We start from the raw sequence: 20,614 nt of genomic DNA, 5'->3' as shown, positions 1-20,614 counted from the left end.
GTGGCGATGTTGGAGGTCTCCCCGGCGTCGGCGGATGCGACCAATCCTCCCACGGCGACCAGTCGCAACGATATGAGCGGGAAGCGGGCCGTTCCTGACGGCCGCCTCGCCCCGGTCGACCCGTCCAGTCTGCACCTGCCAACGGCCCTCGCCCCGCCCGTCGCGCCGATCCAGGCGCCGGACGGGACCATTCGCATCGGCTCTGTTTCGGTCGGCCGGCCGGACTGGGTCGACCCCGGGTTCACCGACGGGATCAACGACTCCTACGGGCAGACGGAGGCCATGCTGGCCCAGGGATTCGACTCGGTCGGATTCGCTCCGACTCGGTCGGACCGCATGGCCGCCGATGCTCTCGCCGGTGCGCTTGCGGGCAATGTGGTGGCGGGGATCGTTTCCAGCCCGTTGACCTCCACCGGTGCGATGGTCGGTGCCGTCGCCGGTTTCATTTCCGGTATTCCCTTCCTCCCGGCGGGCTTGGTGGTCGTACCGGTAATCGGCGCTGCCATCGGTGCCGCAGTCTTCGCGATCCCCGCGGCCGTGGTCGGTTCCGCAATCGGGGCGGGGGTGGGTGCCCTTGTGGGTGCGCTGGAACCCGCGACACCGAACCTGCCCGCCGATCAGCCGGCGCTGCAGGCATAGCCGGTATCGCATGGTCCGACTGCCGACTGCCGGACGACATACCGGGCGTCCGGCAAGCTGGCTGCAGCGCCGCAACTTCGCCGCCGCGGCAGGCGGGGACGAGTTCTTCGACCGTTGTGGGCAGAGGCACTACTCGATTTTGCGAGCAGGAGATGGCCGGTCATCGATGTTTCGTCGATGACCGGCCGTTTTTCGTGCAACATACGTGCAACTTGGCTGCCGGTGGGGTGCGGCGATTCGAACCTCTGCAGTTCGAGGACGGTCCGATGACCCTCTGCTCTCCCGATCACCAGTTCGGTGGAGTCACAGTGAACTGAGGACATGCTCTGCGGGTACGGGGTTCGGGGTGCGCCGAGCGGTTCCAGGGTCTCGGATCGGCAGGACCGGCCGACGGCGCGGGCAGTTACTACAGATGGCGCGGACAATGGCTTCACTCGACTCCCATATGACACAGCACGGTCGAGGGGTGGAAACACGAACCGGCGATCCCGTTCTCGAATGCCGTCGCGGCGACCTTCAACCGGCTACTGGTCGGATTGCTCACCTAAATGTTCAAACACGTCGACTTCGTCGCCTCCGACGTCCGGGGCTGCCCGGTGGACCGCTGCCTCGCCGGCGCGAAGGTCGATCGGATCTATCCCTTCGGCCCCACCACCGGCACCGCGTTCAATATCACCCTGATCTCCTACGCCACCACCTGCTGCATCGGAATCAACTCCGATACCGGGGCTGTCCCCGATCCGGAGGTCCTGACCGATCGCATCGCGGCCAGGTTCCGGACGGTCGCCGACCTCGACGCGGACCCGCCCGACCGCTAGCCGCGGGCTCGATCGAGCCCGCCGAGCCGGAGGTGGAACTGGGGCGAGTCGGAGGCGGTTGCCGCATGGAAGGGACGTTCATCCGGCTGTACGGATCGTCGCCTCAGGCGGCGTCGGCGGGCTATCGTCGGGTATTGCAAGAAAGCGGTGACGTCCCTGCAACCTTCTGGGAGGCAGGCATACCGGCATGAGCCAGTCGGCGGCGGACTCGCGGGTAGGCACGACATTCGGGCACTACCAGCTGAAAAGGCTGCTCGGGCTCGGTGGTGTGGGGGATGTTTATGAGGCGTATGACACGGTCAAAGACCGCACGGTTGCGCTCGAGCTGGTGCCTGGAGACCTGGCCGCCGATTCCCACTACCGGGAGCAATTCCGCCGCGAATCACGTCTCGCGGCACGTTTGCAGGAACCGCATATCGTCCCGATTCACGACTTCGGCGAGATCGACGGATTGCTCTACATCGACCGGCGGCTGGTTCGCGGTGATGACCTCGGAACGCTGCTCGCCCGGCACGGCCCGATGGATGCGGCCACCGCGGTGGCCGTGGTCGGTCAGGTTGCGGCCGCGCTGGATGCGGCGCATGCCGACGGGCTGATCCACGGCGACGTCGAGCCCGCCAATGTCCTTGTCGGCGACGACGACTTCGCCTATCTGGTCGACTTCGGTATCGGCCGCTCGGTCGGTGGTTCCGGATCGACCGACAGGGGCACCCGGGCCGTCGTCTCCGGCTACGAGGCTCCAGAAGTCTTGCGGGACAAAGAGATCACCAGCCGAGCTGACATCTATTCGCTGGCGTGTGTTCTCCACGAATGCCTCACCGGCGCCCGCCCACGCCCCGGTGGCAGTGCCGAGGCGGGGATCAGTGACGATCTGCTCGAACCGATTCCGCGTCCCAGCGTGGTGCATCCGGGAACTCCGGCGGCGTTCGATGCCGTGATCGCACGCGGCATGGCTACGGAGCCTGCCGACCGTTACCGGACAGCGGGCGAGTTCGCCCGCGCCGCCCGCGATGCGCTGGACAGCACCGCGCAGCAGTCGGCCGCTACGATCCTGGGCGACACCGAGGCCGGGCCCCCCATCGCCACCGAAGCAATGCCCGCTGCCACCGCCACCCCGGCCGCGCCCATCGCCACCGACGCGATGTGGGCGCCGGAGTTCGATGCGACCGAAGTGGGTGGTCCATCAGTGACCCTAGCTCCGCAGCCGCAGCCGCAGCCGCAGCCGCAGCCGCAGCCGCAGCCGCAGCCGCAGCCGCCCCGGCCCGCTCTGTCGAAACGGCGCACGGGGATCGTCGTTCTTGCGGCGGTCGTGGTGGCTGCCGCCCTTGCGCTGGCGGGAGACGGTGCGCCAGTACCGAATCGATACTCGGCTGCGGACCTGCGGCTGCTCGAGCTCGTCCCCACCGGATACACCCGAGCGAATTGTCTACACGATGCCGAGCATTCGAAGGCTTCGGTACAGATGGATGCCTTGAATTGCCAGTCGGCGGCCGGAGTCCCGGCGGCCCGATTCTTTCTGTTTCCCACCGTGGATCTTGTTCGTGCGTTCTACAAGGTCGTGAGCCAGCAAGTACATCCCGCGCGGTGCGCGGATGGTTCGCAAGGGGGCGACTACTACAACGGCAGCCGACCCGAGCGCGGCGTCGTCGGCCAGTTCGGCTGCTTCGTCTCCGATGACGATCCGTCGGTTCCGGGGATCGTCTGGAGCAGCGAACCCGATCTCGCTGTGGGGGTCGTGTACGCGGCGAAGCCGGGCGATGCGCAGGAATTACTCGGATGGTGGAAGAGCCAAGGTGGTTTCCGATGAGCGAGACGGCGCGAAATTCGCGAGTAGGCACGGTATTCGGCCACTACCAGCTTGTGAAGTTGCTCGGCCGGGGCGGCATGGGCGAGGTCTACGAGGCTTACGACACGACCAAGGACCGCACAGTGGCGCTCAAGCTCCTGCCGGAAAACCTGGCGGCCGATGCCCGCTATCGGGAACGGTTTCGCCGCGAATCACATACTGCCGCAAGGTTATTGGAGCCTCATATTATTCCGATCCATGACTTCGGCGAGATCGACGGGCTGCTCTATATCGATATGCGCTTGATCCGTGGCGAGGATCTCGGCAGCATCTTGTCCCGCGATGGACCGCTGCCGCCGAGCCGGGCGGTGGGCATCATCGGACAGATCGCGGCGGCCTTGGACGCGGCTCATGCCGACGGTCTGATCCATCGGGATATCAAGCCGGCCAACATTCTCGTCGCCGACGACGACTTTTCTTATCTCGTCGACTTCGGTATCGCTCGCTCCGCGACCGGTCCGGGATTGACCAGCACGGGCACCGCGATCGGAACCTATGCCTACATGGCGCCCGAACGATTCCGTAGAGGGGAGATCACTTCTCGCACCGATGTCTATTCACTGGCCTGTGTGCTACACGAATGTCTCACCGGGACAAGGCCTTTCCCCGGCAACAGCGTCCAGGTCGTGATCAAGGCCCATCTGTTCGATCCGATCCCGCATCCCAGCCGGGCCCGCCGGGGCATCCCCGCCGCCTTCGATGACGTGATCGCGCGGGGCATGGCCAAAGATCCCGCCGATCGTTACGCCCGCGCCGGTGATCTGTTCCGCGCCGCACACGACGCTCTCGGTGATACCGACCGCCATACTGCGGCCACCATCCTGGGCCGCAACCGTGCCCCGATCATCGGCGCACCGCGACAGCCGTCCGAACCGCGGCGGCCGCGGAAGCGGTGGCGCGTCGGGACGGCCGTGGTGGCCGTGCTGTTGGTGATTTCCGCCGCGGCGGGGATATGGCTGGCGAATCGTTCGAACCGAAACGGCACCACGGCAGCGATCACCGGATCCGCGGCACCTACATCGGTCAAGCAGTTCACGCCTGCGGAGCTCGCGCTGGTGAAGCTCGTGCCGCCGGGAAACGACGAGCACACCTGCTCGCACGTCGATCCGCCTCCAGGGGGCACAGCCAAGCTCTATTGCGTGCCGGGCGGGAAACCGTTTGTCCGAGACGCCTTCTTCTCCCAGTACGGCACCGTCGGCGCGCTTCGCGACGGCTATACCCAATGGACCTCCGGGCACTCCGCCGGAGACGAAAAGTGCCCGGACGGAAGCACACCGGGCCCGTACACCGCGCACGGCCAGGACCAGACGACCGGTCAGGTCGCTTGTCTGCCGACGCTCGCCGCAATCGTCTGGACCACTGAGCCCGATCTCGTCCTGAGCATCGTCTTCGGCAACGACACCGGGGACCTGCCGCAGCTGTTCGCCTGGTGGCAACAGCAGGTCGGATCCACGTAGCGGAGATGCCGGTGAGCGGAGACATGAGTCAGGCGGCGCGAAATTCGCGGGTGGGTACGGAATTCGGGCACTACCGGCTCGTGAAGTTGCTCGGCCGCGGCGGGATGGGCGAGGTCTACGAGGCCTACGACACGATCAAGGACCGCACGGTGGCACTCAAGGTGCTGCCCGAGGATCTGGCGGCGGACAACCGCTTCCGGCAGCGGTTCCGCCGCGAATCGCACACTGCCGCAAGGTTGTCGGAGCCACATATCATTCCGATCCACGACTACGGCGAGATCGACGGGCTGCTCTACATCGATATGCGACTCATCCGCGGTGCGGACCTCGGCAGTTTGCTGTCCGATGACGGTCCGCTGCCACCGGAACGAGCGGTGACCATCATCGGCCAGATCGCGGCGGCATTGGATGCCGCGCACGCCGACGGCCTGATCCATCGGGATATCAAACCGGCCAATATTCTCGTCACCGACGACGACTTCGCTTATCTCGTCGACTTCGGTATCGCCCGCTCGCCGACCGGTCCCGGATTGACCAGCACGGGCACCGCGATCGGAACCTGCGCCTACATGGCACCCGAACGATTCCAGAGTGAAGAGGTCACCCCCCGGACGGATATCTATTCGCTGGCATGTGTTCTGTACGAGTGCCTCACCGGCACTTGCCCTTACGTCGGCGACGTTATCGAAAGGGTGATCAGCGCCCATTTGTTCGACCCGATTCCGTGTCCCAGTATGGTGTATCCAGGGGTTCCGATTGCATTCGACGAGGTGATCGCGCGGGGCATGGCGAAGGATCCCGACGATCGTTTCGGGACAGCCTCGGAACTGGCGCACGCTGCTCGACGCACATTGCACGGCGGGGATCAGCGAATGGCGGGCACCGGCCCGGACAGTACCGCGGCTGCACCCGTCGGCACCGAGTTGCCCGCCCGGCGCGATCGATCGAAACAGCGCAGGTGGTTGACGGTTTCCGTGGCCCTGGTCGTATCGGCGGCCGGTCTCGGGGTATGGATAGCCGCTCGCCCGCCGAGCCCCCCGTGGGCCGGGACTTCGAAGCTGTCCGCCGCGGAGGTCGCTTTGCTGAAGCTATTGCCTCCCGGGTATTCCCAGGACACGTGCACGCCCGAATGGCCGCCGACTCCCCGAATAGCATTGGCGCAGTTGCACTGTGCGGGCGGCGATCCTCCGGAATCGGTCCCGTCGGCCCGCTATCTTTCCTTCGCCGACGTCACCTCGCTGCGCGATGCCTATACGTTGTACGCCGACCATCTCCATATCGTCGATTGCCCGGACGGCAGTCGGTCGCACTCCTTTACGGCGCCCGGCCGAGCCGAGCCGACAGGACAGGTCGGATGCTACCTATCCACCGATAATCCGCCGATGGCCGGCGTTTTCTGGACCTCGGAGCCCGATCGCGTCCTGGGATTCGCGGTTGGTCACTCCGACCGCACGCAGCAGTTGTTCGCCTGGTGGCAGCAGGTCTCATCGAGGTAATCGAGCCCGGAGAACTTCGTAAGAAGTCGGGAAGAATCGGCTCGCATCCTTTTTCTCGTCAGACACTCCACACCCGAGAAAAAGGAGTCACCACAATGTTCACCAACCGCACTCGATCCGTCGCCCGGACCTCCGCAGTCGCCGCGATCATCGGAATCTCCGCACTGGGAGCGGGTATCGCCTCGGCGGCGGCCCACGCCGCCCCCGCACCGGAGCAGTATGCCGTCGCCTTCGGAGGCGAGGGCATGATCACCGTCGATCTGGCGCAGCCCGATAGCTGCATCGTGGACGCGCTGCAGAACGGCCAGATTCAGGACACCAGCCTGGACGGTCTTCTCGGACCGGCGGACGAGTACACCCTCAGCGGGCTGGACGGCCTGTCGCCGGGCGTCTACGACATCCACATCGTGTGCGGTGACGACAACGACGTGACCACCTTCGACCAGTACATCTACGGCGTCGAGGTCACCGGCTCCGACCCGGGGTGGAACTACGACAACCCGGACAACAGCCTCTCGCCCGACGATCTGGGGCTGGACGGCATCCTGGGCATCCCGTCCGACGGTGTCGGCGGCGCCAACGGCGTGTAGTCGGCGCCACGCGGAATCGTCGACGTACCTCCGGCCGGCGAGTGAGCGGGGGCGCTGCACCGATGCAGGCGCCCCCGGTTCGCTGCTCGGCGAGGGATAATCGACATGATCATGCGGGTGCGGCCCCGCGGCAATCCTCGGAGTGGACAGCGCATGCCCAGCGAACGTCTTCGATTCCGGCTCCTCGGCCCGTTGCGGATGACGATCGACGGGATCGAGCAGGGGCTCGGCGGGCCCCGGCAGCGCGCCGTGCTCGCGATGCTGGTCATCAACCGCCGCCGGGCGGTCTCGGTGGAGGCGCTCGCGCAGGCGGCCTGGGGCGAGGAACTCCCGTCGGACATCCGGGCCGGCATGCAGGTGGTGATCTCCACACTGCGGAAGTTGTTGCGCGACGCCGGAATCGATCCCCGCGCCGTCCTCGCCACGGTCGCACCGGGGTACCGGCTCACCATCGACGACCGGTCCTGCGATCTGGGTCGATTCCTCGCCGAGAAGACGCTCGGTCTTCGTTCCATGGCCGATCGTCGCTTCGATGAGGCGACCGGCCATTTCACCGCAGCCCTCGACGAATGGCATGGCCCGGCGCTCGCCGACCTGCGTGAGCTGTCGTTCGCGGACTCCTCCGCCACCGCGTTGGAGGAAGAACGGCTGATCGCCCTCACCGCCCGCGCGGAAGCGGAGATCGCCCGGGGCCGGGCACAGGAGATCACGCCGGAATTGATGACCCTGGCCGCCGAGCACCCGCTGCGCGAGCCCCTCTGGTGCCAGCTGATCTCGGCGCTCTATCTGTGCGGGCGTCAGTCCGATGCGCTGGGCGCCTGCCGGCAGCTGCGCAGCGCGCTCGCGGACGAGCTGGGCATCGATCCGAGCCGCCAGTTGCAGGAGCTCGAAGGCCGGATACTGCGGCAGGAGCCGCTGTCCGCGCAGGAGGCCGCGGCCGCGACCGCCGCGGTGGCGGTCACGATCATCGACGAGCGTTCGCCGTCGGCAACCGCGCAGCTTCGCGACGACACCGGGAAGGTCATCCGCCTCGGGTCCACAGCGCTGTGCATCGGGCGTCTGCCGGACAACGACCTGGTGCTCTCACACGGCAAGGTCAGCCGTCATCACGCGGTCATCGTGGACACCGGCCTGAGCTTCGTGATCCGGGACCTGCGATCGTCCAATGGGGTGTTCGTGCACGGTGAGCGGATCAGCGACAGCGCGGTGCTGTCCGACGGTGACGAAATCCGTATCGGCACCAGCGATTTCGTCTTCGAGCTGGTGGAATAGCCGGTCCATCGGAGATCGTCCGATGGACCGGCCATCGTCGAGCGGCAGCGCTAGTGGTGCTGCAGTTTCCGCTTCATCTCCTTGGTTCGGTCCTCCATGTCCGACCGCGCCCGCTGGCCCTCTCGCTTCATGCCGTCGCCCACCCGGTCCATATCGCGCCTGGCGTCGTCGGCCAGCCGATCCACGTCACGTTCCATGCGCTGGCCCTGGTCCTTCATGCCCTGCTTGGCCTTGTTTGCCATCTGGCTGGGTTTTCGGCCCTTGCGATCAGACATTTCAACCTCCGCATCGGTAGGTTCCGTCCGAACTATGAGATCGGACGCGGATGACACCGCGTCCGCCGAATCTCCGTGCGCTGTGCAGCTTTCCCCGCCGCTTCGGCGACGATCACTGACAACCGGATACCGCAGCAACTGTCGAGACAACAATTGCGCCTCGTAAAGCCTGCGACTACGGATCACCCTTGTCAATGATTTCGTCGAACCCGGCCGGATTCCCCCGGTCGCACACGCCGCGCGGAAAAGATCGCGATGGGCACACGGGGGAGCGCTCGCGTCGGTAGGGTGACACCTCGGTCCGGGTCCGGGACGTGCGGTGTCGGGCGTCGGTGGAGTGCTGCGCAGTATGTGGAGTGGGTTCGATGTCAGAGTCAGTGCCGACCGCCGGTGGCCGGTATGCCGAGGTAGCCGATGCCGCCGGTGCGCGGGTGCCCATCTACACGCCGGAGTTCGCGGCCGACCCACACCGGGTCTATCGGGAGATGCGCGACAAGTTCGGGGCATTGGCTCCGGTGGAGTTGGCGCCCGGGGTGCCGGCCACGCTGGTGCTCGGATATCGCACGGCGGTAAGGATTCTCAACGATCCGGACCGGTTTCCCGCCGATCCGCGGGAGTGGCAGGCAGGGGTTCCCGCCGACTGTCCGGCCCTGCCGATGATGCAGTGGCGGCCGAATGCCTTGCGTAGTGCGGGAATCGAGCACGCGCGGTACCGGCGGATCACTACCGCCGGGCTGGCCGGAATCGATCAGTACGGTTTGCAGAGCACGGTGGAACGGGTCGCGGTGTCGCTGATCAATACGTTCTGTACGTCCGGATCGGCAGATCTGGTGCGCGACTACGCTTTTCCGCTGGCATTCCGGGTGCTCAACCAGCTGCTCGGCTGTCCGGTGGACATCGCGGGGCAGGCGGCGGAGGGTTTCCGCGCCATTTTCGAGGGCGTCGGCGCGGAGCAGGGCAACAAGCTGCTCGTGGACGCGCTACTGCGGCTGACCCTGTACAAACGAGCGCACCCGGGCGACGACGTCACCACCCGCATGCTCCGCCATCCCGCCGAGCTGAGCGAGACCGAAATGGTGCACCAGCTGGCCACGCTCTACGGCGCGGGTATCGAGCCACAGCAGAATCTGATCGCCAATACGCTGCTGCTGCTCCTGGTGGACGACCGGTTCCGCGGTAGCGCGCTGGGCGGCAGTCTGTCCACCCGGGACGCGCTCGACGCGGTGCTCTTCGACGATCCCCCGATGGCGAATTTCTGCATCAGCTTTCCGCCCCGGCCCGTTCTCCTGGACGACTACTGGCTGCCCGCGCACCAACCGGTCGTCATCAGCATGGCGGCCTGCAATACCGATCCGGCCATCCGCGACAAGGAGCTGGCGGGTAACCGTTCGCATCTCGCCTGGGGTGCGGGCCCGCACTCCTGCCCCGCCAATTCGCTGGCCTATCTGATCGCCCAGGAGGCCGTCGACCAGCTGCTCGACGCCCTCCCGGAAATCCAGCTGGCGGTCCCGAGCCCCGAATTGTCCTGGCGGCCAGGACCTTTCCATCGCGCCCTGACCGCCCTCCCGGTCGTCTTCACACCTTCGCCGCCGCTGCCCGAGGTGTGAGAGCTGCGGGTGCCGCCAGGTGCTTGCCGTCGTCTTCCCTCCGCGGTGGTATCACACGTAGTATCATCGCATTGTGGCCTGGACAATGCGTTTTCCCGCCGATGAAGAGGCTGCGCTCGAGGCGCAAGCCGAGACCGAAGGGCGCTCCAAGCACGAGATCACCCGGGACGCGGTTCGGGAGTACCTCATGCGGCATCGTCGCTGGGGGGAGCCGCTGGTCGACGATGAGGACACCTTCGATATGGGCGGTCCAATCGGCAAGGACGATATCCACGATGCGATGAATCGGCCCGCATGATTGTCGTCGCGGATACTTCGGGCTTGCTCGCGTTGTTCAATCGGTCCGATCCCGAGCATTTCGCGGTCCGACGGGCGGCGGATGCCGCGAGCGCTCTGGTGGTGAACCCGCTGGCGCTGACCGAGGTGCATCATGTGGCGAGCGTCCGTGCCGGCCGGAAGGTCGCCGATGCGGTGCTGGGCAAACTGGCCGACCGTATCGCGACTACTCGCATTGTGCTCGGGGAAATCGGTGCCGCACAGTTGCGCTCGGCTCTGGAGTTGCGTTCGGCATACTACGACCTCGATCTCGATATCGTCGATGCGACCTGCGTCGTGCTGGCCGACCACTTCGACACCGATAGGATCTTGACGTTGGACCGCAGGGACTTTCGCACGCTCCGGCCGTTGGCCCGCTACTCCGCCTTCCAGATCCTCCCAGACGACTTCGCTGGGTAGCAGCGATGCGGGTCGAGTGGGGCCCTCGGCTCGGTGGGATCGTTGGAGGCCGTCCAGCGTTGATTCGGCGCGGATGGTTTCTGGCGGCTATCTCCGGTTTGCCGAAGCTGTTGCGCGGCAGATCAGCTCGTGGATGAATCGCATCTTGTCCAGTGCCGGCGGGGCCAGGACGAAGGGATAGAGGTCGGGGTGGCCCATCGACCGGTTGACCTGGTTGAGGGCCCATGACAGTGGCAGCCACTGCTCGATGAGGCGATCGAAACCGGTATTGGCGCATAGCCGCACTTCTGATCGAGTGCTTGCCGGGGTTATCGCGAATGCTGCTGCGGTGTCCAGGGTTTCACGGATATGGAGGTAGTGGGCGAAGGTCTCGGCCCAATCCTCGACGGGACGCATTGCGGCATACGCGGACACGAACCGATCCGGCCAGTCCGGTGGCGGGCCGATCCGATAGTTCCGGTCCAGTGCGGCCGCGTAGTCCTCGTCGGGGTCGCCGAACAGTGCTTGGAATCCCGGCTCCCGCAGGCCGTCGCCCACCAGGACCTGCTGGTAGTGGTGGCCGAGTTCGCGAATTCTCGAACGACAATCGCTGTCCGCACCGACCGCACGTGAAGTCTCGCAAGGGATTCCTTCCCGTCGTACTGTCTGCGATTCCCGCGTTCACCGTTTGGATCCCTGGCCGCGGGTACCCCCGAAGAGCAGGCGTCGGGCGCGTCGCCCGGGCCGGATGGGAGGTATCGACAATGACCACGGAAGGAGCGTCGGAGTTTCCGCCGCTCGACGGCGCTGCGGATCTTTCCCGCGCAACGCAGGTGCAGCAGGGAGAGGTGCTGGCGGACAGCCGGAACTGGGCAGGCTTCGCGTTGATGTTCGTCGGCGTCCTAGGCACTGCCGTCGCGTTCCTGACCCTCTGGCTGCATCAGCCGACCCTGGGCCTGGTCGGCACGATCCTGGCCGCCGTCGGCCTCGCCGGCGGCACCGCGCTCATCGTCCTGGAACGACGCAGGCGAACGACGGTGACGACCGACATCGACGAACCGATCGTCTGGCGTCCAGCCGGGCCGCCGCGGTATTGAGCCTGATCCGGTGCGGCGATGTGGTGTCGAGATGGCGGACTGATCCAGCGGCGAGAAGCTATCCCTCGGCCGAATCATTGTCGGCCGAAACGCTTTTGCGCAGGATGCGGAAATCCCGCTGCAGATCGCTGAGCGATACCGCACACACCCGGCCGCCGCCGATAGGCCGGACCTCCGCGTACGGAATCGGGTTGTGTCGCACCGCTGTGACCTGAATGGAAGCACCGAGCGCGGTGTCGTGGATGGGGACCAGACGCGTTCCTTTTGCGATTTCCACGGTTCTCGACCTCCGGGTGTATGCCGCGATCTGTTTGGTATTCGCGTACCCGCCTCGGCGTCGGTCAAACGGCACCAGGTCGTCTTCACGCCCTCGGCGGCCCTGGTCGAGCGGTGAGGGACATGGGGAACCGAAGCCTGGCCAGGCGCGATGCACTGGCCAGGTGCGCAGTCGTCAGTTGATGGAGAAGCTGCCCGCCATCGGCGGCGTGCCGGCCGCTCCGGCCGCCACGGTGCCGATCGGATCGCCCGAGCAGTCGATGCTGGCGTAGAAGGTGGCGTCCTGGTCGGTGGAGTTGGTCACGGTGGTCGTGTCCAGGTCGGTGAGCAGGATCCGGACACAACCGGACGGGTTCACGAGAACCCTGCCGTTCGACACCAGGGTGCCGGTCGACGCGCCCGCGGTCGCGGGCACCAGCACCGCCACCATCCCGGCCACCGCGGCAGCGCCGAGTACTCCAGCAATACGCAACTTCATTGGATCCTCCGTGGTGAATCTGCACCCGATCGCTCGGGCACCGTAACCCTGGCAAAGTACACCGGCCGAAGGCGCCGCCATGTATCCAGAAAAATACGGCCGTGTTTCGGCATGCGACCGGATCGCTGCCCGCGAATGCCCCACCACCGCAGACGATTACCTTGGCACCGGTCTTTTCGCTTACTGCTCGGTCGAGCGAGTCGCGGCGGCTGTCGGACAACCGATCCAGACCGGCCATCCGGGGTTCGTCTTCACGCCGATCACGTACTGGCCGGGTCGGTTGGGACCGGTCACCGACCCGGACCAAGCGCGAGAATGGCCCGAACTGGTGCTGCTGTCGGCTCCTGGGCATGTGCAAGACGAGTCGCGGCGCCCAGTACTCGAGATGGTGCTGCGGGCGCTCGAGACCTTCGGGCCCGAGAGGGGTCTGATTTCCCATGACTACATCAGCGCGCGACTGCCTGAGGCAGCCCGTATCGAGCTGGAGGCCATCATGTCGATTTCGGTCGAGAACTACCAGTGGGAGAGCGAATTCGCCCGGCGTCACCAGGCGATCGGTCGGGCGGAAGGCAAGGCCGAAGGCCGGGCCGCGGGTGAGGCTTCGGCGATTCTCACGGTTCTGGCCGCTCGGGGGATCGAGGTTGACGGGGCTGCCCGAGAGCGGATTCTGACATGCGCTGATCTGGAGCGGCTGTCGGATTGGCTGTCACGGTGGCCGCGGTCGCCGAGCTGTTCGATTAGCCGTAGCGCCGGCTTGCTCCTGCGGATCTGGCCATGGTCACCCACGTCGAAGACAACGTCGCTGCCGCTGAAATCGCCTTCACCGAGCGGAATTCGACGCCCTGGCGACGCTGACCGAGTCGGCTACCGTGCGCCGCAGCGAGCGATGGTGCACCCGATTTGGCATGACGGTGGGTGGACGCGCTAATGTTCTCTCAGCCGGAGCGGGGGAGAACCCGAACCGGACAGTCGCCTCGAGCGACGACCTACGGTTCTATAGCTCAGCGGGAGAGCACTCGCTTCACACGCGAGGGGTCGCTGGTTCGATCCCAGCTAGAACCACAACACAGCGAAGCCGCAGGCCAGAGGGCCTGCGGCTTCGATGCATATGAGTATCAACCCGAAGCGCCGTCTCGTTCGTCGACTGTGACTGTGAATGGCCGAAATGCAGTCGGTTCGACGGATATCTCGGCAGCTCTGATCCTCCTGTGCGACATCCTTTGCGCCGGACAATCTCTCGCCGCTCACATCGTCCACGTCGATTTGCAATGGCGTGCCAGCCCACGCCCCGTGCGCCGGCAGCACGTCGCGACGGTGCGCAGTTCGGTTTCGACCTTCTGGTTGCAGCGCCTGCCACCTGGGCTCTGCCTTCGGTGTCGACGGCCGTCAGCTGATTCGGTTTCGACCCCGTAGTCTACAGCGTATGCTACTTTGACTCCGGGACCGCCGGAGGAGGCGAAATGGTGAGCGGAAGTGCGACTTCCAGGCGGCAGACGCCGCGCGGGACATTGAACAGGGACCGGATTCTCGCCGCGGCCATGGACGTCGTGGATGCGCGCGGGCTCGACGGTGTCACGATGCGCGCGGTCGCCGAGACGCTGGATGTCAACGCGATGTCCCTGTATCGGCACTTCCGCGACAAGGAGACGCTGCTGCTGGCGGTGCTCGATCGACTGCTGGGGCAGGTCGAATTGCCGTCTGCGGAGCTGCCGCCCGCGGAGGCCGTCAAGGAGATCCTGCGCGCGCACTATCGTCTGCTGTTGCGGTATCCGGGGCTGCACCTGCTCAATTCGGGGCAGGTGCCGATTCCGGCTCAGCTCCGGATCGACGAACACCTCGCCGCGATCCTGCTCGGATGCGGAGTCGGAGCTCCTCGGGCCATGGATCTGCTCGCGGTTTTCGGTCGATTCGTGCTCGGGTGCGCACTGTGTCATCTGGAACTGGAGAGCATGGACTCGGCGCAGTGGGTCGAAGCGGCGTCGCAGTTCGCCGCGCTGCCCCGGCAGCAGTATCCGGCACTGCGGCAACTCGGTCCGCTGCTCGCGCACCGGCCAGCGGAGGACGACATCTTCGAGGCTGGGCTGGCGCTGCTGGTCGCACCGCTCGAAGGGCTCGGAGGCAGAGCATGATCAGACATGCCGCGGCGATGGCGACGACAGCTATTGCGGATGCGCAGGCTGGGGAGTCCGGGACCGGCCGGCCGCACCCGCGTCTGGGTGCGATCGTCGATGCCCTGGGGAGCACATTGCTACGCCGGGTTACTGGCTCGCTCATGAGCGAGCGGCCGGTCGGATCGGTGTCGATCTACGATCCGGCGGACGGCGTCGAAGTCGCTCCCGATGGCCTGCTGCTGGGCGTCGGCATTTCCGATACCGACAGTGCCACAGCGCTACTCGCCGATCTGCACCGCAGTCGAGCCGCCGCGCTGCTGCTCAAGGCACCCGTGGACGGCGCGGTCCGGCAGGCGGCGACAGCGGCCGGAATCACCGTGCTCGAGGTCAGCCGGGCGGCGTCCTGGGAGCAGCTTGTCGTCCTGTTGCGCGGACTGATCGATCAATCCGGGCCTGCTCACCGCGGTGTCACCGCCTATCCCGATGGGGATCTGTTCCAGCTCGCCAACGCGATCGGCGCGCTGCTGGACGCGCCCGTCACGATCGAGGACCGATCGTCGCGGGTGCTCGCGTTCTCCAGTGGGCAGGACCAAACCGACGAGGGCCGGGTGCAGACCGTGCTCGGCCGGCAGGTGCCCGAGGAGTATCAGCGAATGCTCCTCGAACAGGGGGTCTTTCGCGAGCTCTACCGGAGCCGGGAACCTGTCTACGTGCCGGCGCTGATCGATGGATTCAAACCGCGCATCGCGATCTCGGTGCGCGCGGGCGAGGAGGTGCTCGGCTTCCTGTGGGCGGTCGTTTCCGAGCCTCTGACCGAACACCGCCGTCGCGCGTTCATCGAGGCAACCACGAGCGTCGCGTTGCATCTGTTGCGTGAGCGCGCCGGGCGGACGGGCGACGCGCACCCCCGGGCCGAGCTGACGGACCGCCTGCTCGAACGAACCGGCGATCCCTCGGAGGCCGCGCGGCTGCTGGGCATCTACGGCAAATCCGTCTGTGTGCTCGCGCTCGAGCTGGACCCGCCCGGCGACGACGGTGACGGGATCGCGCGCGCGGCCGAGATCCGGCGCGTGGCCGACGCGCTCACACTGCACCTCAGCGCACTCCATCCTTCGGCGACGGCGACCATGCTCGGCGATATTGTCTACGGCGTGCTGCCTCTTCCGGATCGCAGGGACGGCGAATCGACGGCGTTGCGGGTGGGCGGTGACTTCCTGGAGCGGATGGGCGAGCGCACCGGACTCCGCGTCGGCATCGGCCGGACCGTGCGGGAACCGGAAGCGATAGCGCTCTCCCGGGGCGATGCGGAACGTGTCCTGCGCATCCTTCGGGAGCGTGAGCGCGGAAATCGTTTGGCCACAATCCGATCGGTGCGGACGGACCTGATGCTGGTCTGCCTGGCCGACGCGGCGGTCCGGGACGAACGCCCGTACGGTGACGCGGTGGCACGGCTGCTGCACTACGACGCCGAGCATCGTGGCGATCTGACCGGCACGCTCGCCGCGTACCTGGAGGCGTTCGGCGACATCACCAGGGCCGCGAGCATGGTCCACGTGCACCCCAACACCTTTCGCTACCGGCTCGGCCGCCTGTGTGAGGTCGGCGGGCTGGATCTCACCGACCCCGACGCCCGCTTCGAGGCCCTGATCGATCTGCGCCTGCATCGGCTGCACCGTTCACGGGCGGCGGGGAAGCGGTCGGCGATCTGACGCTCGTCCAGCGCCACCGCCCGTGCGGAATGTGTTGTCACGCACCATCATCGCGAGCAGGGCCGTGAGCACGGCGACACCGGCGCCGGCGCCGTAGACGACATGGAGGCTGTCGAGAAAGACCCGATGCGCGACATCGGCGACCGCCTCCACGATCTGCCGTGCCTGCTCCGGCGAGCTGCCGGTTCGTTCCAGACTCAGGCCCAACGTCTGTTGCGACGTCGCCGGGAAACCGAGCGCCACCCCCTGCTGTATCGTCCGGTCGTCGGCCAGTCCGATCGCGGAGGTTCCGGTGAGGACACGCCGGGCGGCATCGGGAAACCTCGCACCCACCAGCGTCATGAGCACCGTCCCCGAGACGGCGACGCCGAGCGTACTGCCCAGTTGCTGAACCGATTCCTTCACACCGGCGGTGACGCCGGCCCGGCCGACGGGGGTGCTGGCGATGACGGACTCCACCGAGCCGACCAGCAGAAAACCGACTCCGATGCCCAACAGCCCCAACGGTACGGCCAGCGCCGAGAACCCGGACTCGATGTGCAGCCGCAGCATCAGCAGCATCGCGACGGCATTGCACAGCGCACCGAGCACGAGTGTGGTGCTGGCGCCGAGCTTCTGGGTCAGCACACCGGCGACCGGAGGTGACACGGCATACGCCGTGGTCAATGGCAGCAGCGCGATGGCGGACGCGGTCTCGCCCCGGCCCTGCACGCCTTGCAGGAAGAACACCAGGTAGAACATGACCGCCGACAGCATGGACACGGTCAGCGTCAACAGCGTCAATCCGGCGGTGAACGATCGGTTGCGGAACAATCCCAGGGGCACCATCGGGTTCCGGACGCGGCGTTCCACCATGACGAAAACCATCAGAGCGACCACGCCGACGCCCGCCGAGCCGAGGACCCGCCCGGAACCCCAGCCGTGATCCTGCGCGTCGGTGATCGCCCAGACGATACCGGCGATCGCGATCGCCGACGTGGCCGCACCGAGCAGGTCCGGGCGCTCGGCCTTGCGCACGGCGGACTCGGTCATCGCCCACGCGCCGACCGCCACGCCCAGCATGCCGAACGGGACATTGACGAAGAACGTCCATCGCCAACCTCCGTGCTCGACAAGCATTCCGCCCAACAGTGGACCGCCCGCCGCCGCGACCGCCGCGACCGAGCCCATGACGCCCACCGCCATCGGCAAACGGTGTGCCGGGAACACTGCCCGGATCGCCGCCAGTCCGGCGGGCATCAGCAACGCCGCGAAGGCCCCTTGCGCGACGCGGGTGGCGATCAGTACGCCGACCGACGGTGCGAACCCGCACAGCAGTGAGCACACCGCGAATCCGCCTATGCCGGTGAGGAATGCCTTCTTGCGTCCGATCCGGTCGGCGATCGTGCCCGCCGGGATCGTCAGCCCCGCGAGTGCGAGCAGCTGTCCGTTGCCGACCCACTGGACCCCGGAGGGACTCGCGTAGAGATCCGCCGCGATAGCAGGCATCGCGACCATCACCGCGCCGCCGTCGATGAGCACCACCAGGGAACCGACGGCGACCGCGAGCAGGGTCAGCCACGCGTCCGGCGACCGGACCTCGTCGGCGCTCGGCCGTGTGCGCGAGGGGCGCGGTACCGATGTCTCCCTCATTGGGGCGCACCGGATTTCGTTGTCCGGGATCTGGTCATGGCAGTACTCCTCACTGTCGTCGGCACTGTCGAGCATCGCCATGGGATCCGTGTTCGCCCTCGTCGAAAAACACGAATGCCGAGCCGTTGATTCGTCATCGGCCACGAGGAACGGACCTGTGATGGTCATCACCATGAAAGGCATTCGACGATCTCGAAGGAGACCCATGACAACCTCGATACGAGGCGACGACAGGTCCGAGGCGCCGCCGATCGGCGGGCGCATCACCGAGCTGTTCCGCACCGTCGGCGCCAGGGGATACCTGCATGCCAGGGAGGTCGACGGCGACCGCGAACTCGGGCTGGACGCCGACGACCCGGTGGTGCTCGCCTCGGTGTTCAAGATTCCTGTCGTGCTCACCTACGCCCGGCAGGTGGTGGCGGGCGAACTCGATCCGGCCGGACGAACCAGGGTGACCGCCCGGGACAGGATCGGTGGCGTCGGAACCGCCGGATGTGCCGACGACGTCGAGATGAGCTGGCGGGACCTGGCCCTGTTCGCACTGACCATGAGCGACAATGCCGCCACCGACGTGCTGCTGCGCCGGGTCGGCGTGGACGCGGTGCGGACCGTGCTCGCCGAGCTTGGGCTGCGGCGTACCCGAATCATCGGCGGCTGCGAGGACCTGTTCGCCACCATGGCCGACGAGCTCGCCGCGCAGTTCTCCGCCATCGACCGCACCGACCTGCAGGCCCTGTTCGCGGCGGCGACTCCCGACCAGTTCCGCGCGCTGGCGGTGTGCGATCCGGACCGCACCACGGCCAGCACGCCCCGGGAGATCACCACCCTGCTCGCCTCGATCTGGCAGGACACCGCCGGCCCGGCGCCGGCCTGCGAGCAGGTGCGCACGATCATGCATCAGCAGATCTGGCCGCACCGGATCTCCTCCGGTTTCGGTGACGAGGTACTCATCGGAGCCAAGACCGGCACCCTGCCGTACATCCGCAACGAGGCGGGCGTGCTCACCTTCCCCGACGGAAGGCGTTACGCGGTCGCGGTTTTCACCGTCGCCGACTCTCCCGCCCAGCGGGCCCCCGCCATCGACACCGCCATCGGCGAGGCCGCCCGCCTGGCCGTATCAGCCCTGCGCAACGAAGGAGTCGCAGCATGACCGCATTTCCCGGCACGGCACCCGCGGAACTGGATGCCGAGCACTGGCGGCACAGGCTGGCGGAGATCGCCGCCCGGCACGCGATTCCCGGTGCGGTGCTGGCGATTTCCCACGGCGACCGGTTCATCGAGGCCGCGCACGGCGTGCTCAATGTCGACACCGGCGTCGAGACCACCGTCGACTCGCTGTTCCAGATCGGTTCGATCACCAAGGTATGGACCGCCACCGCGGTGATGCGGCTGGTCGATCAGGGCCGACTCGATCTCGACGCGCCACTGCAACAGGTCTTGCCGGGGTTGCGGCTCGCGGACCCGGACACAACGCGGCGAATCACCATGCGGCACTTGCTGACCCACACCAGCGGCATCGACGGCGACACCTTCGCCGACAGCGGCCGTGGCGATGACTGCCTCGAACGTTATCTTCCCGGTATGGCGGACTTGCCGCCCATCCATCCGCTCGGCGCCACCTGGTCCTACGGCAACTCCGGTTTCATCCTGGCCGGGCGGGTGATCGAGGTGCTCACCGGAATGACCTGGGACGCGGCCATGGCCGACCTGCTCTTCGCTCCGCTCGGCCTGAGCCGCACCGTGACACTGCCCGAGCAGGCCATCCTGCACAGTGCCGCGGTCGGACATCTGCCGGGACCCGATGGCCGACCGCGCCGCGCGGCCGTGTGGGTCCTGCCCCGATGCGCAGGCCCCGCCGGGCTCATCAACTCCACCGTTCGCGACGTGATCGCCTTCGCGCGAATGCATCTCGATCACGGTGTGGCGGCGGACGGGCAGCGACTGCTCTCCGAAGACCTGGTCGGGCAGATGCAGGCCGAACAAGCGGTGCTGCCCGGCCCCGATCTGTGGCCTGGGCTCGATTCCTGGGGGCTGGGCTGGTTCCGCATGGACTGGAACGGGCAGCGGGTGATCGGCCACGACGGCGGCACCATCGGCCAGAACGCGCTGCTGCGGGTGCTGCCCGCGCATCGTCTGGCATTCACCTTGCTCACCAACGGCGGTCGCGCGATCGCGGCCATGACGGAACTGTGCGCCGAGATCGCCGAGCTGGTCGGCGTCGGCACGCCGAAACCGTTCGGCCCGCCCGACGAACCGGTCCGGGTGGACGCGAGCCGCTGGACCGGGGTCTACGAGCGGCCGAGCCTGCGGTGGGAGGTGACCGAGGCCGGTGACGGACTCGACATCCGGATGGTTCCCGTCGGGGCGCGCGCGAATCACTTCCCCGAGCGCCTGTTCCGGATGATCCCGGTGGCCGAGGACCGATTCGTCGGCTACGCCGAGAGCGACGACACGTGGCTGCCCGCGACGTTCTATCGACTCGCGGACGGCACCACCTACATGCAGTTCGGATCGTGCAGCATGCCGAGAACCGAGGGCAGTCCCGGCTTGTGACCGTCTCGATCTCCGTCCGCCGGCGCACTGTCGTTCCGGCGGAC

At 66.9% G+C, this 20,614-nt stretch carries 19 protein-coding genes, 1 tRNA gene and 1 pseudogene; 17 read left to right on the top strand and 4 right to left on the bottom strand.

Annotated features, from left to right (window positions below; all coding sequences use genetic code 11):
* The first annotated feature begins 72 nt into the window (after positions 1 to 72).
* From AB0L60_RS35760 to AB0L60_RS35730, 7 genes are all read left to right on the top strand, one after another.
* The gene (locus AB0L60_RS35760) at positions 73 to 639 is read left to right on the top strand and encodes a hypothetical protein (protein ID WP_364623644.1); all 567 of its coding nucleotides are present in this window, start codon (positions 73 to 75) and stop codon (positions 637 to 639) included.
* A 548-nt stretch (positions 640 to 1,187) separates the two neighbouring features.
* Positions 1,188 to 1,457 carry a WS/DGAT domain-containing protein gene (locus AB0L60_RS35755; RefSeq protein ID WP_364623641.1) on the top strand — a complete coding sequence of 90 codons (270 nt, stop codon included), beginning with the start codon at positions 1,188 to 1,190 and terminating at the stop codon, positions 1,455 to 1,457.
* Positions 1,458 to 1,644: 187 nt separating this feature from the next.
* Positions 1,645 to 3,264, top strand: a complete 1,620-nt coding sequence (locus AB0L60_RS35750; protein WP_364623638.1) for a serine/threonine-protein kinase — start codon at positions 1,645 to 1,647, stop codon at positions 3,262 to 3,264.
* Positions 3,261 to 4,760: a serine/threonine-protein kinase gene (locus AB0L60_RS35745; RefSeq protein ID WP_364623635.1), complete on the top strand. Its 1,500-nt coding sequence runs from the start codon at positions 3,261 to 3,263 to the stop codon at positions 4,758 to 4,760. The genes AB0L60_RS35750 and AB0L60_RS35745 overlap by 4 nt, the downstream gene beginning before the upstream one ends.
* Before the next feature lie 23 nt (positions 4,761 to 4,783).
* On the top strand, positions 4,784 to 6,256 hold the full coding sequence (locus tag AB0L60_RS35740) for a serine/threonine-protein kinase (RefSeq protein ID WP_364623694.1): 1,473 nt from the start codon (positions 4,784 to 4,786) through the stop codon (positions 6,254 to 6,256).
* A 95-nt stretch (positions 6,257 to 6,351) separates the two neighbouring features.
* Positions 6,352 to 6,846, top strand: a complete 495-nt coding sequence (locus AB0L60_RS35735; protein WP_364623632.1) for a hypothetical protein — start codon at positions 6,352 to 6,354, stop codon at positions 6,844 to 6,846.
* Positions 6,847 to 6,999: 153 nt separating this feature from the next.
* On the top strand, positions 7,000 to 8,118 hold the full coding sequence (locus AB0L60_RS35730) for a BTAD domain-containing putative transcriptional regulator (protein ID WP_364623629.1): 1,119 nt from the start codon (positions 7,000 to 7,002) through the stop codon (positions 8,116 to 8,118).
* 50 nt (positions 8,119 to 8,168) lie between these two features.
* On the opposite strand, the gene AB0L60_RS35725 is transcribed toward AB0L60_RS35730, so the two are convergent.
* Positions 8,169 to 8,393 (bottom strand): hypothetical protein, encoded by a 225-nt coding sequence (locus AB0L60_RS35725; RefSeq protein ID WP_364623626.1) that lies wholly within the window; start codon positions 8,391 to 8,393, stop codon positions 8,169 to 8,171.
* A 365-nt stretch (positions 8,394 to 8,758) separates the two neighbouring features.
* Here AB0L60_RS35725 and AB0L60_RS35720 point away from each other — a divergent pair, with 365 nt between their 5' ends.
* The 3 genes from AB0L60_RS35720 (at position 8,759) to AB0L60_RS35710 (ending at position 10,735) form a co-directional block, all read left to right on the top strand.
* Positions 8,759 to 10,000: a cytochrome P450 gene (locus AB0L60_RS35720; protein WP_364623623.1), complete on the top strand. Its 1,242-nt coding sequence runs from the start codon at positions 8,759 to 8,761 to the stop codon at positions 9,998 to 10,000.
* Positions 10,001 to 10,073: 73 nt separating this feature from the next.
* The gene (locus AB0L60_RS35715; protein ID WP_364623620.1) at positions 10,074 to 10,298 is read left to right on the top strand and encodes a ribbon-helix-helix protein, CopG family; all 225 of its coding nucleotides are present in this window, start codon (positions 10,074 to 10,076) and stop codon (positions 10,296 to 10,298) included.
* Positions 10,295 to 10,735 (top strand): PIN domain-containing protein, encoded by a 441-nt coding sequence (locus AB0L60_RS35710; RefSeq protein ID WP_364623617.1) that lies wholly within the window; start codon positions 10,295 to 10,297, stop codon positions 10,733 to 10,735. The genes AB0L60_RS35715 and AB0L60_RS35710 overlap by 4 nt, the downstream gene beginning before the upstream one ends.
* Positions 10,736 to 10,822: 87 nt before the next feature.
* On the opposite strand, the pseudogene AB0L60_RS35705 reads toward AB0L60_RS35710, so the two are convergent.
* Positions 10,823 to 11,302 (bottom strand): annotated as a pseudogene (locus AB0L60_RS35705) (putative zinc-binding metallopeptidase); the annotation flags it as partial.
* A gap of 176 nt (positions 11,303 to 11,478) precedes the next feature.
* On the opposite strand from AB0L60_RS35705, the gene AB0L60_RS35700 reads away from it, so the two are divergent.
* On the top strand, positions 11,479 to 11,811 hold the full coding sequence (locus AB0L60_RS35700; protein ID WP_364623614.1) for a hypothetical protein: 333 nt from the start codon (positions 11,479 to 11,481) through the stop codon (positions 11,809 to 11,811).
* Between the two features lie 451 nt (positions 11,812 to 12,262).
* Here the strand turns inward: AB0L60_RS35700 and AB0L60_RS35695 are convergent, their stop codons facing one another.
* Entirely contained in the window at positions 12,263 to 12,565 is a 303-nt protein-coding gene (locus tag AB0L60_RS35695; protein WP_364623611.1) for a hypothetical protein, read from the bottom strand.
* Positions 12,566 to 12,644: 79 nt separating this feature from the next.
* Between AB0L60_RS35695 and AB0L60_RS35690 the strand changes: the two genes are divergently transcribed.
* The 4 genes from AB0L60_RS35690 to AB0L60_RS35675 all read left to right on the top strand — a co-directional run bounded on the left by AB0L60_RS35690 (position 12,645) and on the right by AB0L60_RS35675 (position 16,385).
* A complete protein-coding gene (locus AB0L60_RS35690) occupies positions 12,645 to 13,493 on the top strand; it encodes a hypothetical protein (protein ID WP_364623608.1) in 849 nt (282 codons plus the stop codon).
* A gap of 62 nt (positions 13,494 to 13,555) precedes the next feature.
* Positions 13,556 to 13,627, top strand: a tRNA-Val gene (locus AB0L60_RS35685).
* A 398-nt stretch (positions 13,628 to 14,025) separates the two neighbouring features.
* Complete coding sequence (locus AB0L60_RS35680; RefSeq protein WP_364623604.1) at positions 14,026 to 14,694, top strand: TetR/AcrR family transcriptional regulator; 669 nt, start codon at positions 14,026 to 14,028, stop codon at positions 14,692 to 14,694.
* A gap of 143 nt (positions 14,695 to 14,837) precedes the next feature.
* Positions 14,838 to 16,385, top strand: a complete 1,548-nt coding sequence (locus tag AB0L60_RS35675) for a helix-turn-helix domain-containing protein (protein ID WP_364623601.1) — start codon at positions 14,838 to 14,840, stop codon at positions 16,383 to 16,385.
* Here AB0L60_RS35675 and AB0L60_RS35670 read toward each other — a convergent pair.
* Positions 16,353 to 18,098 (bottom strand): MFS transporter, encoded by a 1,746-nt coding sequence (locus tag AB0L60_RS35670; protein ID WP_364623598.1) that lies wholly within the window; start codon positions 18,096 to 18,098, stop codon positions 16,353 to 16,355. The genes AB0L60_RS35675 and AB0L60_RS35670 overlap by 33 nt on opposite strands.
* Positions 18,099 to 18,222: 124 nt before the next feature.
* Here AB0L60_RS35670 and AB0L60_RS35665 point away from each other — a divergent pair, with 124 nt between their 5' ends.
* Positions 18,223 to 19,167: a serine hydrolase gene (locus tag AB0L60_RS35665; protein ID WP_364623595.1), complete on the top strand. Its 945-nt coding sequence runs from the start codon at positions 18,223 to 18,225 to the stop codon at positions 19,165 to 19,167.
* Positions 19,164 to 20,570: a serine hydrolase domain-containing protein gene (locus AB0L60_RS35660; protein WP_364623593.1), complete on the top strand. Its 1,407-nt coding sequence runs from the start codon at positions 19,164 to 19,166 to the stop codon at positions 20,568 to 20,570. Before AB0L60_RS35665 ends, AB0L60_RS35660 begins: the two co-directional genes overlap by 4 nt.
* The last annotated feature ends 44 nt before the right edge of the window (positions 20,571 to 20,614 follow it).

Origin of the sequence: Nocardia sp. NPDC051981 (assembly GCF_040680715.1) — a bacterium.
Classification (GTDB): Bacteria; Actinomycetota; Actinomycetes; order Mycobacteriales; family Mycobacteriaceae; genus Nocardia.
Note: the sequence above shows the minus strand (reverse complement) of the source record. Positions and strands in the feature narration are given on the sequence as shown.

What these genes read in the sequence shown, in the direction of transcription:
- AB0L60_RS35700 (WP_364623614.1), top strand. Translation starts at nt 11,479, where the DNA reads ATGACCACGGAAGGAGCGTCGGAGTTTCCGCCGCTCGACGGCGCTGCG.
- AB0L60_RS35665 (WP_364623595.1), top strand. Translation starts at nt 18,223, where the DNA reads ATGACAACCTCGATACGAGGCGACGACAGGTCCGAGGCGCCGCCGATC.
- AB0L60_RS35710 (WP_364623617.1), top strand. Translation starts at nt 10,295, where the DNA reads ATGATTGTCGTCGCGGATACTTCGGGCTTGCTCGCGTTGTTCAATCGG.
- AB0L60_RS35695 (WP_364623611.1), bottom strand. Translation starts at nt 12,565, where the DNA reads ATGAAGTTGCGTATTGCTGGAGTACTCGGCGCTGCCGCGGTGGCCGGG.
- AB0L60_RS35730 (WP_364623629.1), top strand. Translation starts at nt 7,000, where the DNA reads ATGCCCAGCGAACGTCTTCGATTCCGGCTCCTCGGCCCGTTGCGGATG.
- AB0L60_RS35735 (WP_364623632.1), top strand. Translation starts at nt 6,352, where the DNA reads ATGTTCACCAACCGCACTCGATCCGTCGCCCGGACCTCCGCAGTCGCC.
- AB0L60_RS35660 (WP_364623593.1), top strand. Translation starts at nt 19,164, where the DNA reads ATGACCGCATTTCCCGGCACGGCACCCGCGGAACTGGATGCCGAGCAC.
- AB0L60_RS35760 (WP_364623644.1), top strand. Translation starts at nt 73, where the DNA reads ATGAGCGGGAAGCGGGCCGTTCCTGACGGCCGCCTCGCCCCGGTCGAC.
- AB0L60_RS35745 (WP_364623635.1), top strand. Translation starts at nt 3,261, where the DNA reads ATGAGCGAGACGGCGCGAAATTCGCGAGTAGGCACGGTATTCGGCCAC.
- AB0L60_RS35750 (WP_364623638.1), top strand. Translation starts at nt 1,645, where the DNA reads ATGAGCCAGTCGGCGGCGGACTCGCGGGTAGGCACGACATTCGGGCAC.
- AB0L60_RS35755 (WP_364623641.1), top strand. Translation starts at nt 1,188, where the DNA reads ATGTTCAAACACGTCGACTTCGTCGCCTCCGACGTCCGGGGCTGCCCG.
- AB0L60_RS35740 (WP_364623694.1), top strand. Translation starts at nt 4,784, where the DNA reads ATGAGTCAGGCGGCGCGAAATTCGCGGGTGGGTACGGAATTCGGGCAC.
- AB0L60_RS35720 (WP_364623623.1), top strand. Translation starts at nt 8,759, where the DNA reads ATGTCAGAGTCAGTGCCGACCGCCGGTGGCCGGTATGCCGAGGTAGCC.
- AB0L60_RS35690 (WP_364623608.1), top strand. Translation starts at nt 12,645, where the DNA reads ATGTATCCAGAAAAATACGGCCGTGTTTCGGCATGCGACCGGATCGCT.
- AB0L60_RS35670 (WP_364623598.1), bottom strand. Translation starts at nt 18,098, where the DNA reads ATGGCGATGCTCGACAGTGCCGACGACAGTGAGGAGTACTGCCATGAC.
- AB0L60_RS35680 (WP_364623604.1), top strand. Translation starts at nt 14,026, where the DNA reads ATGGTGAGCGGAAGTGCGACTTCCAGGCGGCAGACGCCGCGCGGGACA.
- AB0L60_RS35725 (WP_364623626.1), bottom strand. Translation starts at nt 8,393, where the DNA reads ATGTCTGATCGCAAGGGCCGAAAACCCAGCCAGATGGCAAACAAGGCC.
- AB0L60_RS35675 (WP_364623601.1), top strand. Translation starts at nt 14,838, where the DNA reads ATGAGCGAGCGGCCGGTCGGATCGGTGTCGATCTACGATCCGGCGGAC.